At 73.9% G+C, this 14036-nt stretch carries 11 protein-coding genes; 6 read left to right on the top strand and 5 right to left on the bottom strand.

Going from position 1 to position 14036, the window contains the following annotated elements:
• Nucleotides 1-11: 11 nt before the first annotated feature.
• Nucleotides 12-1703: a bis-aminopropyl spermidine synthase family protein gene (locus tag AB0K00_RS16155; RefSeq protein WP_363521206.1), complete on the bottom strand. Its 1692-nt coding sequence runs from the start codon at nt 1701-1703 to the stop codon at nt 12-14.
• 805 nt (nt 1704-2508) lie between these two features.
• Between AB0K00_RS16155 and AB0K00_RS16150 the strand changes: the two genes are divergently transcribed.
• From AB0K00_RS16150 to AB0K00_RS16125, 6 genes are all read left to right on the top strand, one after another.
• Nucleotides 2509-4503, top strand: coding sequence for a M4 family metallopeptidase (locus AB0K00_RS16150; RefSeq protein WP_363521203.1), 1995 nt, complete (start codon nt 2509-2511; stop codon nt 4501-4503).
• A 145-nt stretch (nt 4504-4648) separates the two neighbouring features.
• The gene (locus AB0K00_RS16145) at nt 4649-5260 is read left to right on the top strand and encodes a hypothetical protein (protein WP_363521200.1); all 612 of its coding nucleotides are present in this window, start codon (nt 4649-4651) and stop codon (nt 5258-5260) included.
• A gap of 26 nt (nt 5261-5286) precedes the next feature.
• Nucleotides 5287-6375 carry a sensor histidine kinase gene (locus AB0K00_RS16140; RefSeq protein ID WP_363521197.1) on the top strand — a complete coding sequence of 363 codons (1089 nt, stop codon included), beginning with the start codon at nt 5287-5289 and terminating at the stop codon, nt 6373-6375.
• Nucleotides 6372-7046: a response regulator transcription factor gene (locus tag AB0K00_RS16135; RefSeq protein WP_363521194.1), complete on the top strand. Its 675-nt coding sequence runs from the start codon at nt 6372-6374 to the stop codon at nt 7044-7046. The genes AB0K00_RS16140 and AB0K00_RS16135 overlap by 4 nt, the downstream gene beginning before the upstream one ends.
• Nucleotides 7047-7111: 65 nt before the next feature.
• Nucleotides 7112-9037: a substrate-binding domain-containing protein gene (locus AB0K00_RS16130; protein ID WP_363521192.1), complete on the top strand. Its 1926-nt coding sequence runs from the start codon at nt 7112-7114 to the stop codon at nt 9035-9037.
• 8 nt (nt 9038-9045) lie between these two features.
• Nucleotides 9046-10536 (top strand): extracellular solute-binding protein, encoded by a 1491-nt coding sequence (locus tag AB0K00_RS16125; protein ID WP_363521189.1) that lies wholly within the window; start codon nt 9046-9048, stop codon nt 10534-10536.
• On the opposite strand, the gene AB0K00_RS16120 is transcribed toward AB0K00_RS16125, so the two are convergent.
• The 4 genes from AB0K00_RS16120 to AB0K00_RS16105 all read right to left on the bottom strand — a co-directional run bounded on the left by AB0K00_RS16120 (nt 10527) and on the right by AB0K00_RS16105 (nt 13951).
• Nucleotides 10527-11216: a class I SAM-dependent methyltransferase gene (locus AB0K00_RS16120; protein WP_363521185.1), complete on the bottom strand. Its 690-nt coding sequence runs from the start codon at nt 11214-11216 to the stop codon at nt 10527-10529. The genes AB0K00_RS16125 and AB0K00_RS16120 overlap by 10 nt on opposite strands.
• A complete protein-coding gene (locus AB0K00_RS16115; protein WP_363521182.1) occupies nt 11191-12009 on the bottom strand; it encodes an alpha/beta hydrolase in 819 nt (272 codons plus the stop codon). Before AB0K00_RS16115 ends, AB0K00_RS16120 begins: the two co-directional genes overlap by 26 nt.
• 74 nt (nt 12010-12083) lie before the next feature.
• On the bottom strand, nt 12084-12749 hold the full coding sequence (locus tag AB0K00_RS16110; protein WP_363521180.1) for a response regulator transcription factor: 666 nt from the start codon (nt 12747-12749) through the stop codon (nt 12084-12086).
• Nucleotides 12746-13951 carry a sensor histidine kinase gene (locus tag AB0K00_RS16105; RefSeq protein WP_363521177.1) on the bottom strand — a complete coding sequence of 402 codons (1206 nt, stop codon included), beginning with the start codon at nt 13949-13951 and terminating at the stop codon, nt 12746-12748. The genes AB0K00_RS16110 and AB0K00_RS16105 overlap by 4 nt, the downstream gene beginning before the upstream one ends.
• Nucleotides 13952-14036 lie beyond the last annotated feature (85 nt).

Here is a 14036-nt window from a genome sequence, read left to right as displayed (position 1 = left end):
CCCGGGCGGGGTCACGTCAACGCCTGGACCAGGGCGGCAATCGCGTACCGGGGCAGGTCGAGCAGCCGGGCGTCGTGCCACGACGGCGGCGCCAGCTCCGCGACCCTGGCACGGGCCTCGTTCTTCGTCAACCCGTGCTCCCTGACCAGGCCCTCACGCAATACGTTGCCGAGCTTCCCGTGCGCGTGCGCCAGCAGCCACCCGACCGCCGTCCGCGTCCCGTCCTGCACGGCCGTCGCCTCCACGATCGCCAGCTTCGGCGAGGGCGTGCTGCGGCGGTACCGTAACGTGTACTTCGCCGCGACGACGGAGCGTAGCGCCGCCTGACTCTTCGCATCGATGAGGTCCGGGGATTTGTTGGGGACCTGTAAGCTCAGGGAAGACGAATTGAGCGCGAGCAGCACCCGCAACAGCCAGGATCCGGGATCGCCGGCGAGGTCGATCTGGTCCGGCACCGACCGCACCGGCGCCGCCAGCAGCTCCGCAGGCCCGCGCCCGACCGCCTCGCCCTCCAGCGAGTGCTCACCGTGGGTGTACATGTTGACGGCCGCCCCGCTCAGCCGCTTCTCCAGCACCTGCCAGGTCCGCGACGTCGGCCTGCACACGTAGAGGTCGCTGGCGGACCCGACCGCCTGCGCGCCGTGGTAGCGGTTGAACGCCGGTAGGATCGCCTCGACGGCCAGGTCCAGGTCGAGCACCGCCCGCTGCACCTTGACCCCGAGCGCCGGCGTCAGCGGGCTGAAGCCGTAGGCCATGACCAGCCGCCCGTTGACCCGGTCCCGCAGCGCCTGCGCCCCACGGCCGAGGAACAGCTGGACGCCCTCCGGCGTGTAGGGCGGGTCGGTGAAGACGAGGTCCGCGGACTCGGCGACCACCGGCGGCAACCCGAACCGCAGGTCGGCGTGCCAGCAGTCGACGGCGTGCCCCCGCTGCGCCGCCCGCTGCGCGATGAACTCCAGCAGCCGCTCGTCGACGTCCACGACGGTGACCCGCAGGTCGGGCCGGATCGTGAGGACCGCGAGGGAGGTCAGGTCGTGGTCGCCGACGCAGACGAGGTGCGCGCCGGCCAGGTCGAACGTCTCGTCCAGCCAGCGCGCGCGCCGGGCCGCGGTCTGGGCGGTCGCGGAGACGTGGTCGAGGGCGCGGTCGGTCGGGACCTCCGCGATGAGCCGTGCCATGTCGGCGACCAGGTCGTCGGCCGAGGCACCAGCGGAGGCACCGGCCGCGTCGCCAGCCGACGTGTTGGCCGGGTTGTTGGCCGGGTTGTTGGCCGGGTTGTTGGCCGGGTTGTTGGCCGGGTTGTTGGCCGGGTTGTTGGCCGGGTTGTTGGCCGCGGGACCGATCGCGGCGCCGGCCGTGGGGCGAGCTGAGGCACCCATTGCGGCGCCAGCCCAGGCGCCGATCACCGCACCGACCACGGCGCCGGCGGCGGCACCGGTCGACGTGCTGGTGGGTGGCTGAGGGGGCGGCGAACCGGCGGGGGCGCTGAAGCGGGTGCGGTACGCGCCGGGCAGGCGCAGGCTGCCGTCGCGGGCGGTGTGCAGGTCTGGGCCTGCGGCGCGGAGGAGTTGTTCGACCGTCCGGCGGGGCAGGGCGTGCTCGCGGATGAGGTCGTCGAGGGTCGTCGGGGTGGTCGCCAGCTGCGTCAAGGCCTGGCGCAGGCGTCGGCCGGCGATCCCTGCGGCCGCAACCACCTCGGCCACCGCATCGAGCGGTGTCGCCGCCGTGCCAGGCTGCGCCCCCGTCCCGGCCTGCGCCGCCCCAGACTGCGCCGCCGCGCCAGACTCCGCTGCCGCACCAGACTCCGCTGCCGCACCAGACTCCGGTGCCGCATCGGACTGCTGCGCTCCGCCGGCCTGCATCACCGGGTCGCCGGACGCGTCGGGAGCCGGGGCGGGTGCGGGTGTGGCGTCAGGGGACGCTGTGGCGGGTGGGGATGGCGGAACGGATGATGCCGGGTCGTGGGACTTCGTGATCATGTATTGGGACCGCGGGGCGGGTGGCGGTGGGGCGTCCGTGGGTTCGGGCTCGGTTGGCGGCGTCATCGCCGTCCACCTTACGGGGCTGGGCGATCCGGGCGAGACCGGTAAAGGTCATCGATGAGTTAAAAGTTAATGACCTGCAGTTATTCAGCGACGGGCGCGTGAATTCAGTTAAACCGTTTCGGTGGTGTTTCGCAGGTCGACGGTCGTCGAAGTACAGGGTGGCGGCAAGGGTGGGCGAAGGGTATGAAGTCTTGTCCGGATGATTCCGGCTGTGTGATCGTCCTGAAATCGCCATGAGTCGATGAAGCATGCGGTTGGTCGATCGGCGCGCGCACGCCGGCCGCTTGCACCTGGATTCGACTCTCGCGTGTCTCGATTGGTTCCGGCGCACACCCGAAATGTACGTACCCCCGGTACCGTGCGCCGCCCTGGAAAGAAGGCACCCTTGAAGCTGTCCCCACGGTTCGCTACAGCGGCCGGAGTGCTCGCGGTCGGGCTGGTAACAGCCGGCACCGCCGCAGCCGTGCAAGCCTCGCCCCCGCTGCCGGCGCCCACAGGCGTCGAGGCAGCCAACGCCGTCGCGGCAAAGTCCGCGGCGACGTTCGTGTCCCAGCGTCCGAGTGTGCTGCAGCCGAGCACCGACGACGCGTACGTGCAGAAGTCGCTGGTCGCCTCGGGCAGCGCGAAGTACATCGCGTACGAGCGGACCTGGAAGGGTCTGCCCGTCGTCGGTGGTGACTTCGTGGTCGTCACCGACGCGGCGGGCGCGGCGAAGTACACGTCGGTGGCGCAGACCCAGGCGATCGGGAACCTGTCCACCGCGGCGAAGATCAGCTCCGCGGACGCCGAGGCGGCCGCTCGCAAGCTGCTGACGAGCGTCAACGCCGTCGAGGGCACCCGCCTCGTCGTCTACACCCTGGACGGCGCGGCGAAGCTCGCGTACGAGACGACCCTCAACGGCACCGGCGCGGAGGGCGCGAGCCGCCTCACCGTCACGACCGACGCCACGAGCGGCGCGCTGCTCAACAAGCGTGAGCGGGTCATGCACGGCACCGGCACCGGCTGGATCGTCGGCAACGTCACGATCAACACGACGCTGTCCGGCAGCACGTACAGCATGAAGGACCCGAACTACACGAACATCAGCTGCCAGAACGCGACGGGCAACGCCACGTTCACCGGCTCCGACGACGTGTGGGGCACCGGGGTCGGCACCGACCGCGAGACCGGTTGCGTCGACGCCCTGTACGCGGCGCAGAAGGAGGCCGCGATGCTCTCGTCGTGGCTGGGCCGCAACGGCTTCAACGGCAGCGGCGGCGGCTGGCCGATCCGCGTCGGTCTGAACGACCAGAACGCGTACTACGACGGCTCCCAGATCCAGATCGGCAAGAACACCGCCGGCAAGTGGATCAGCTCGCTCGACGTCCTGGGCCACGAGGTCGGCCACGGCATCGACGACACCACCCCGGGCGGCATCTCGGGCAACGGCACCCAGGAGTTCGTGGGTGACGTGTTCGGTGCGGCCACCGAGGCGTTCGCCGCCAACCCGAACGACCCGGCCGACTACCAGGTCGGCGAGGAAGTCAACCTCGTCGGCAGCGGCCCGATCCGCTACATGTACAACCCGTCGCTCGCCGGCGACGACAACTGCTACTCCAGCAGCACCCCGTCGCAGGAGGTCCACGCGGCCGCCGGCCCCGGCAACCACTGGTTCTACCTGCTCGCCGAGGGCACCAACCCGACGAACGGGCAGCCGAGCAGCACCACGTGCAACGGCAGCACCGGCCTCGTCGGCATCGGCATCCAGAAGGCCACCAAGATCTTCTACAACGCGATGCTGATGAAGACCTCGTCCTCGTCGTACCTGAAGTACCGCACCTGGACGCTGACCGCGGCCAAGAACCTGTACCCGGGCTCCTGCACCGAGTTCAACGCGGTCAAGAACGCCTGGACCGCCGTCAGCGTGCCGGCCCAGTCCGGCGACCCGACGTGCACCGGTGGCACCACCCCGCCGCCCACCACGACGAACCCGCCGACGTCGAACCCGCCGACCGGCAACTGCTCCGGCCAGAAGCTGCTCAACCCGGGCTTCGAGTCGGGCGCGACCTCGTGGAGCGGCACCACCGGCTCCATCGGCCAGTGGGCCAGCCAGGGCCAGGCCGCCCGCACCGGCACCTACAGCTCGTGGCTCGACGGGTACGGCTCGACGCACACCGAGGCGATCCAGCAGTCGGTGACCATCCCAGCCGGTTGCAAGGCCACACTCACGGCCTACGTGCACATCGACTCGGCTGAGACGACCACGACCGTCCAGTACGACAAGCTGACCATCACGGCCGGCTCGACCACGCTCGGCACCCTGTCGAACCTGAACAAGGCGTCGGGTTACCAGCTCAAGACGTACAGCCTGAACGCGCTCGCCGGCCAGACCGTGGTGATCAAGTTCAGCGGTACGGAGGACTCGTCCCTGCAGACGTCGTTCGTCCTCGACGACCTCGCAGTGACGCTCAGCAACTAGCACTACCGCACAAGGCAACGAGCACTACCGCTGGAAGGGCCCGGGTCGCGCGCCGACCCGGGCTCTTTCGTGCCCGGGGAGTTCCACCCGGCCTCCACCCGTGGGTGGCGGCGCTCCACCCGGTGCCGCGCCTAGCGTCAGCGGCATGAACCTCACCACCGCGCTGTTGATCGCCGCCGCCGTCCTGTACCTCCTGGTCCGCCGCTTCACCGGGGAGCCGTTGCAGGCTCGGCGGCTGGTGCTGCCGCCGGTGCTGCTGGTCGCGTGGGGCGGGTATGCCGTGTCGCAGGCGTTCACCGCCGGGACCTTGGCGCATGCCGTGCTCGACGGTGCGGTGCTCGGCGCCGGTGCGGTGCTCGGCGTCGCCGGCGGGCTCGTGCGGGGCCTGACGGTGCGGGTGTTCGTCCGCGACGGGCATCTCTGGTACCGGTACACCGCGCTGACCCTGCTCGTGTGGATCGTGCTCATCGGGGCGCGGTTCGCCGAGAACGCAGCGGGCCGGGCGCTCGGGGCGGACGCCGCCGTGCTCGCCGCCGCGCTGCCGTTCATGCTCGGCCTCAGCCTGCTCGCCGAGGCCGCCGTCACCGGCCGCCGCGCGATCGCCACCGGCGTCCCCTTCGCACCCCGGGAAACCCGACGCGGAGGACACCGCGAAGCCCGCCGGGAAGCCCGCCGCGAAGGACAGCGCGAAGCCCGCCGGGAAGGGCACCGTGCAGCCCGCCAGGAAGCCCGCCGGGGTGGCCTGATCAACCGGTGAGCGGCACGGCAGCGGAGACTGGACCGGTGTTCACGGTCACCGACACCGCCGTCGCCAGGTGGCGGCAGGCGAGAAGCCTGATCTTCCTGGCCCTGCTGAGCGCCGCGATGCTGTCCACCGAACCCCGCCCGGTCCCCACCGGCCGGGGTTTGGCGGTCCTCGCCCTCGTCGCGGTCGCCGCCGCCGCGTGGCTGGTGATGTCGCTGTGGACCGGCCGCACCCAGGCCGTCGCCGTCGCCGGGTGCGCGGCCGCGGGGCTGGCGTTGTGCGTGCTCGACACCCGCGGGTTCGCCCCGTGCTACCTCATCGCCGCCATCACCGTCGCCGCGGGCGTGCTGCCGCTCATCGCCGCCGCCGCGGCCACGGCGCTGAGCGCGGGCGGGCTCACCGCGGTGCTGTGGGCGCAGGGCAAGGGCTGGCCGGAGCTGCTGATCTGGGCCGGGTCGCTGAGCCTGGTGCTGCTGCTCGGCGTGGTACGGCGGCAACGCGAGGAACAGGCCCGGCAGGCGAGATCCATGGCGGCCCTGGACGAGCGGGCCAGGGTCGCCCGGGAGATCCACGACGTGCTTGCACACTCGCTGTCGGCGCTGTCGGTGCAGCTGGAGACCGCGGCGGCGCTCCTGGAGAAGGACCGGGCCGCGGACGCCGCCGTGCTCGTCGAACGGGCCGGGCGACTCGCCCGCGACGGGCTCACCGAGACCCGGCGGGCGGTGAGCGCGCTGCGGGGCGACCCGGTGCCGCTCGGCGAGCTCGTCGGGGCGCTCGCCGACGGGTACCGCACCGACCTCGACGCGACGGCCGCGGTGACCGTGTCGGGGACCCCGCGGCCCCTGGCCGCCGAACCGGGGCTGGCGTTGTTCCGCACGGCGCAGGAGGCGCTGACGAACGTGCGCAAGCACGCGCCCGGCAGTGCTGTCGCCGTACACCTCGAATATCAGGCGGACGCGGTGCGGCTCACGGTCCGCGACGACGGCGCCGGCGGTGCCGCTGCCACGCTGCCGGCCGGCGGGCACGGCCTGGCTGGGCTCCGGGAACGGGTCGGGCTGGCCGGCGGCACGGTGACGGCCGCGCCGGACGGCGCCGGGTGGCGGGTCGATGCGAGGATCCCCGGATGATCACGGTGGTGGTGGCCGACGACCAGACGGTGGTCCGGGAAGGTCTCGAGGTGCTGCTCGGGCTGCTCGACGACGTCGAGGTCGTCGGCACCGCCGGCGACGGCGACGAGGCGCTGCGGCTGGTCGCCGCGCACGCCCCCGACGTGGTGCTGATGGACCTGCGGATGCCGCGCTGCGACGGGGTCACCGCGACGGCCCGGATCCGCGACGGGCACCCCGGGACGCGGGTGGTGGTGCTGACGACGTACGCCGACGACGCCGACATCCTCGCCGCGATGCGGGCCGGGGCGCTCGGCTACCTGACGAAGGACGCCGGGCGGGTGCAGATCGCGCAGGCGGTGCGGGCGGCGGCGGCCGGTCAGTCCGTCCTCGACCCGGTCGTCCAGCAACGCCTCGTCGCCGCGGCCACCCAGACGCCCCCGAAAGCCGGCGCGCCGGCACCGCAGGCCGGACCGCAGGCGCCGCAAACGCTGCCGGACGGGTTGACGGCGCGGGAGGCCGAGGTGCTCGGCCTGATCGCGGCGGGGCTGTCCAACCGGGAGATCGCCAAGCGGCTGTTCGTGACCGAGGTGACCGTCAAGTCGCACGTGAACCGGCTCTTCGCCAAGGCCGGGGTCCGCGACCGGGCGCAGGCGGTGCGGTACGCGTACGAGCACGGCCTCACCGCCTGAGCTGTCCCACGCCGGTGGCACCCAAGAGATAGACTGGCGTGAACGCCAGGGGGTGCGCCGCCCGCATGACCGACGATGGGGACAACGACGGCCGTCGTTCGGCTCGGCCGCTCGTGTCGTTGCTGGTGGTCATCTCCGGCGGGCTCGGGATCTCGCTGCAGCAGCTGTCGACCGGCACGCCCGCCTCCACGGGGCGCTGGGCGATGCTCATCATCGGCTCCTGCATCGGCGGCGCCGCCAGCATCCTCGCCACCGGACTGTTCGAGCGGCTGCTGACCTGGGCGGGGTTCGGCTGGGCGTTCCTGCGGCGGCGGACCAGGCTGCGCACCGTCGTTGCCGGTGTCACCGCCTGCGCGCTCGCCGTCGCCGCCGGCCTGGTCATCCCCGTCGCGTATGAGGCGCTGCACCGGCGCCTGTACGGCTGCCCGCAGCCGGCCGCGGTGCGGGTCATGACGTCCGTCGAGCAGCTCGGCGCGGCCCGGCGCATCGCCGACGCCTACGAGACCGCCACCGCCGAACGGCACCACGGCTGCCCGGCCGCCGACCTGTACGTCTACGGTGCCGGACCCACCGAGGCGCGGGCCGCGGTCGCCAGCGGCTGGCTCAACGACGCGCTGCAGCGCATCGGGCCGCGCGCCGACGTGTGGCTGCCCGACTCGACCCTCGACGTGGCCGCCGCCGTCGCCGCGTCGGCCAGGTTCGGCGTCGCGGTCCCGATCGCCGAGCAGCGCAGCATCGGCTACTCCCCCGTCGTCCTCGCCGCGCCCGCTTCGCCCTCGACGGGGTTGCCCGCCGACGCCGGCTGGCGGCAGCTGTGGACGGAGACCGGGCGGCTCGGCTGGGACGTCGTGCGACCCGACCCCGCCGTCTCCTCCGCCGGGGTGCTCGCCACGGCGGCGCTGTACGCGGGCCTCGGCGCGACCCCGGTGACCGCCCGCGGCGTCGAGCAGCGCCTGGAGGCGTCCCTGGACCGCGGCCGGTATCCGCTCGGCACCAGCCAGGACCTGCTGTGCCACGGCGGCACGGGCCAGGTCCCGGTGGCGGTCATCACCACCGAACAGGCGGCGGTCCGCTACAACCAGGGCCTCGGCTGCCCCGGCGGGGGCGGGCCGCCGGAGCGGCCGCTGCTCGTGCAGTACCCGAACGACACCATCAGCGAGGACCACCCGTTCGTCCGGCTCGCCTGGGACGGGGTCGCCGCCGCCACCACGGCCGCCGCGACCGGCTTCGGCGCGTGGCTCGGCGGCGACGACGGCCGCCGGGAACTGGTGCGGGCCGGGCTGCGGCCACCGGGGCTGTTCGCCGTCGGCGACCCGCTGACCGAGCAGTTCGGCGCGCACGCGGGGGCGGTCTTCGACCGGCGGGCACCGGCGGCCTCGACGGTCGGCGACGCGCTGCGACTGTACGAGGGGGCGCACCGCCCCGGCCGGGTCCTGCTCGCGCTCGACGCGTCCGGTTCGATGCTCGCGGGGGTGGACCGGACCGGCACCACCCGGTTCCAGCTCGCGTCCCGCGGCGTGACCGGCGCCCTGAACCTGATGAGCGACCGCGACGAGTTCGGGCTGCGGATCTTCCCCGCCGACGGCCGCGGCGCCGGTACCCGGGAGCTCCTGCCGATCGGGCGGGCCGCGGGCCGCGCGCAGGCCGCCGCCGACGCGATGGCCGCGGTCCGGCCCGCCGGTAACACGCCGCTGCTGCAGACCATTGTGGACGGTGTCCGGGACGTCGCCGCCGGCCCCGGTGACGGCGTCGCGAGTCTGGTCGTGCTCACCGACGGCAACGACACCAGCGGCCAGTCACCGTCCGAAGTGGACATCCAGGTGCGGGGCAAGGGGGTGCGGGTGTTCGTCGTCGCGATCGGCGAGGCCAGCTGCGGCACCCTGACCCTGCGCGACGTCACCGCGCACACCGGCGGCGGCTGCTACGACGCCGGCCTCGACACCCTCGACGACGTGCTGGTCACCCTGTTCGGCCTGCTCTGGGGAGGATGAACCGGACCATGACGACCCCACCACCCCCGCCAGGAGACGACGACCCGCCACCGCCCGCGGACGACGACCCACCGCCGCCCGCGGACGACGACCCGCCACCGCCCGCGGACGACGACCCGCCACCGCCTGCGGACGACGACCCGCCACCGCCCGGGGACGACGACCCGGACGGTGGGGACCGGCCCGGGCTCCTGCGGCGGGTCGCGGACCGGATCCGGCGGGCGCCCGGCCGGACCGGCCTCATCGCCGGGTTCGCCGCCGGTGCCGCCGTCGCCGCGCTCGTCGCCGTGTACGTGGTGCCGGTCCTGGACCGCGACCCCGGCCTCGAACGCGGCGACCTCGTCATCCTCAGCGGCCGCGACGACGGCGACGGCAACCAGCGGCAGGCGCTCGTCGACCAGTGGAACACCCTGCACCCGGAGAACCCGGCCAGGATCGAGGAGATCGCCGCCGACGCCGACGCGCAGCACAGCGAAATGGTCGCCCGGGCGCAGGCCGGCGGCGCCGGCGTCGACATCTTCAACCTCGACGTCACCTGGACCGCCGAGTTCGCGTCCAGCGACTACATCCGGCCGTTGCCGGACGAGCAGGACGTCGCCGGGTTCCTGCCCGCGCCCCTCGCCACCTGCCGGTACCAGGGGAAGCTGTGGGGGTTGCCGTTCAACACCGACGCGGGCCTGCTCTACTACCGCACGAAACTCGTCACGACCGCGCCCGCGAACTGGTCGCAGCTGGTCAACACCGTCCAGGACGTCCTGGAACGGCCCGCCGCCACCGGGCCGCAGCCGGTCGCCGGGTGGGCAGGGCAGCTGCGCGACTACGAAGGGCTCACCGTCAACGCCCTGGAGGCGATCTGGGGTGCCGGCGGTGAGGTCGTCGACGGCCACGGCGAGGTCGTCATCGACTCCCCCGAGGCGCAGACCGGGCTCACCCGGCTCGCGACGGGCCTGCGGCCCGGTGCGCCGCAGGTGATCCTGCCGGACTCGGTGCGCTTCGACGAGACCGCGACGACGCAGGCGTTCGCCGGCGGGAAGCTCGTGTTCATGCGCAACTGGCCGGTCGCGCACCGCGCCCTGGACCCCGCCGGCGGTGCCGACAGCGCCGCCGCGGTCGAGTTCGGCGTCGCGAAACTGCCCGGCCCGAGCGTCCTCGGCGGGCAGAACCTGGCCGTGGCGAAGGACAGCCGGCACCCCCGGGCGGCGCGGGCGCTCATCGGGTTCCTCACCGGCGAACGCAGCCAGCAGCTGCTGTTCGAACGCGGCGGGTTCGCCGCCACCCGCGAGATCGTGTACCGCGACGCGGCGGTCGTGAAACTGTACCGGTACGCGCCGACCCTGCTCGACGCGATCCGGTCCGCGCACAGCCGGCCGGTGACCGCGCACTACGCACAGTTCTCCGAGACGTTCCGGCAGGTGGTGCTCGAAGCCCTCGGCGACGGCGGGCGCCTGCCCGCCGACGCGAAACCCCGCCTGCAACGGGCCTTGCAAGGCTACAAATGAGCGCGGAAGAAGAGCATCGGGTTGTCCGTCGCGGCGGCGTGCACGGGGGCGGCGAGGCGCAGCTTGCGTTTCAGGCCGACGAGCCGGTCGTGGGTGTCGGGGTCGGCGGCGGGTGACGCGGTCAGGTGACCGATGCCGTGGCGGCGCAGCCAGTCCAGCACGACGGCGCCCTCGCTGACCGGCCACGGGCGGCGGCCGTGGAAGACGTCGTGGACGGCGACGGCCGCACCCGGGCGGAGCCGTTCGAAGAGCGCGGTGGTGTACCAGCGGGCGAACCGCGCCGTGTGCGCCGCGTCGACGAGCACGAACCCGGGGTCGTCGGGGAGCGTGCCGCGGCGCACATCGCCCCGGGTGAAGCGCCACCGGTCGGCGGCGAGCAGCGGCGGGACCGTCCGCACGGCGTCGTCAGTGAGGTCGAACGTGTGCAGGACCCCGCCGCCGTCGTTGTCGAGCAGGGCGCGCAGCAGCCACGTCGTCGACCAGCCCCGGGCGGAGCCGACCTCCAGGACGGTGTGGGGGCGCAACGCCCGGATCGTCAGGTAGCTGATCTCGGCCTCGAGGTCGTCGAGGCGCGGGCGCATCGGGCGCTGCGCGAGGAGCTCACGCTGCTCGTCGCGGGCGGCCCGCAGGTCGTCGGCGTACGTGCGGTACCAGCTAATGATCGTGTCGAGCGGCAGCATCGAGGTCTCCGATCGCGATGGCGGCGAGGGCGTCGAGGGACTCGGTGCCGGGCACGAAGTAGCCGTCGTGGCCGGTGACCCCGCCGACGGGCAGTGGCAGCGCCCCGAACGCCGGGTCCGTCGGGTGGGTGCCGTGGCCGGCGCCGAGGAGGCGCCCGCCGGGCAGGCGGCGGGTCCAGTCGGCGGCGGCGGTGCCGGCCCAGACCCGGGCGGTGGTGTGCAGGTCGGCGGCGCGGCCGGCGCCCATGCCGGGGCTGCCGAGCGCGACGACGTCGGTGACCCGGCCGCCGAGGCCGGCGTCGAGGCGGGCGGCGGCGCGGCCGATGACGGTGGAGCCGTAGCTGTGCCCGACGAGGACGATCCTGGGGGCGGGCACGTCACGCAGGAACCGCAGCAGCGCGGCGGCGCCGGTGGCCGCGGCGTCCTCCCGGACGGCGGCGAGCCGGATGCCGTGCGGCGGGTGGTAGCCGAGCCACGCGACGACCGCGACGGACCCCGCGCCCGGCGGCGCGAGCGCGGCGGCGCGGCCGGCGAGCTGCCTGGCCTGCCACGCGGGAGCACGGCGCTGGACGCCGCCGAGGCCGCGGTCGAAGTTGGCGGCGGTGGTGTCGACGCCGGGGACGAGCACGACGACGGTGGCCGCGGTCGACGGGTCGCCGACGACCTCGACCGCGAGACCGCCGGCGTAGCGCGCGCTGTGCACGGCGAGGGCCGGCACCGCGGCGACCTGGGCCGGGCCGAACACCGACCAGAGCACCGCGATCAGCGGGAGGGCGAACAGCCTGCGAAGCATGAGGCTGAAGGTAGGTGCGGGGCAGCACCCGGATCGTCACTCCGCAGGACCATGTGTGCGCTACCCCAGCGGTACTACGTCCCGGCGCTGACGACCCCGGTCTCATACGCGAAGACGACGGCCTGGGCGCGGTCGCGCAGGTCGAGCTTCGTCAGGACCCGGCTCACGTGGGTCTTCACCGTCTGCTCCGCCACGACGAGGTCGTCGGCGATCTCCGCGTTGGACCGGCCGCGGGCGATGAGCCGCAGCACCTCCGTCTCGCGGGGGGTGAGGGCGGCGAGGCGGGCCGGCTGGTGGTCGGCGGCCTTCGGGCGGGCCGCGAACTGTTCGATGAGCCGCCGCGTCACCGACGGCGCGAGGAGGCCGTCGCCGGCGGCGACGACCCGGACGGCGGTGACGAGCTCGGCGGCGGGGGCGTCCTTGAGCAGGAACCCGGACGCGCCGGCGCGCAACGCCTCGAACACGTAGTCGTCGAGGTCGAACGTGGTGAGGATGACGACCTTCGGCCGGTGCAGGCCGGGGGCGACGTCGAGGATCCGCCGGGTCGCCTGGATGCCGTCGAGGACCGGCATGCGCACGTCCATGAGGACGACGTCGGGGGCGTGCTCGCGGGCCATGGTGACGCCCTGGGCGCCGTCGGCGGCGTCCCCGACGACGAGGAGGTCGGGCTGCGCGGCGAGGAGCGCGGCGAAACCCTGCCGGACCATGGCCTGGTCGTCGACGATCAGGACCCGGATCACGCGGCGACCTCCAGCGGGAGGGTGGCGTGCACGGTGTACCCGCCGTCGGGGTCGGGGCCGGCGGCGAGGGTGCCGCCGATCGCGGTGGCCCGTTCCCGCATGCCGAGCAGGCCGTGCCGCTCACCGCCGGTCGGCTCGCCGGTGAGGGCGTTCAGCGTGTTGCGCACGTACAGCTCCAATGTGGACGGTCCTAGGCTGAGGGTGATGCGCACGGGTGCGCCCGCGGCGTGCCGGCGGGCGTTGCTCAGCGCCTCCTGCACGATGCGGAACGCCGCCAGCCCGACGGCCGGTGGCACCCTCGTGCCGGGCAGCGGGTCGAAGGTGACGTCGACGCCGGCCTCGCGGGCGTCGCGGACGAGCCCGGCGAGGTCGTCGAGGACCGGCTGCGGCTCGAAGAGGGCCGTCTCGGTGCTGCGCAGCACCCCGAGGAGGCGGCGCATCTCGACGAGCGCCTCCCGGGACGTGCCGGCGATCGCGGCGAGCTCCTCGGCGACGGCCGGTGGCACGCCGTCGATGCGGTACACGGCGGTCTCGGCCCGCACGGCGATGAGCGACATGTGGTGCGCGACGACGTCGTGCATCTCGCGGGCGATCCGGTTGCGTTCCTCGGCGATGGCGCGGCGGGCCTGGGCGAGCTCGGTGCGCTCCTCCTCCTCGGCGAGGGCGGCCTGGACCTCGCGGCGGCGGCGGACCTGGTCACCGATGACGAGGATCGCGGTGACGGCGAACAGCAGCCCGGCGAGGTTGCCGGGGTTGACGAAGATGACGAGCAACAGCGTCGCGGACAGCCCGACCCAGACGAGGACGCCGCGGCGGTGCCGGACCGCGACGACGGCGAGCAGCAGCGGGAACATCAGCATCTGCACCGGCGTCCACGGCCACGGCGTGCCCTGCTGGATCGGCACGGTCGCGCCGGTGAACCCGGCGACGAGGAACGCCATCCGCCACGCGAGCAGCGGCCGGGTCGCGACCAGCCCGAGCGGCGCGGCGATGAGCACGGCGTCGATGACGAGGAAGCCGACGGCGACCGACGGTCCGTTGCCGCGCAGGTATTCGAAGCTGATGAGCCCGCACACCAGCGCGGCGATGGCGCCGATCGTCGGCAGGGCCCGGCCGAGGCGGGTCCGGGCGCGCACCGGCGGGTCCGGGCCGACGAGGAACCCGCGCAGGTCCCGCAGCCCGACCCTCAGCACGCTCTGCACTCTGGAACCGTAACAGCGCGACCTCCGCGCGCCACGTCGCTCCCGGCGACCCGGCGACCCCGGCCGGGGTGCCCGGGTCACGTTC

It is taken from the genome of Dactylosporangium sp. NPDC049525 (assembly GCF_040676755.1).
In the GTDB taxonomy this organism is placed as follows: domain Bacteria; phylum Actinomycetota; class Actinomycetes; order Mycobacteriales; family Micromonosporaceae; genus Dactylosporangium.
This window is presented reverse-complemented; position numbering and strand designations above follow the sequence as displayed.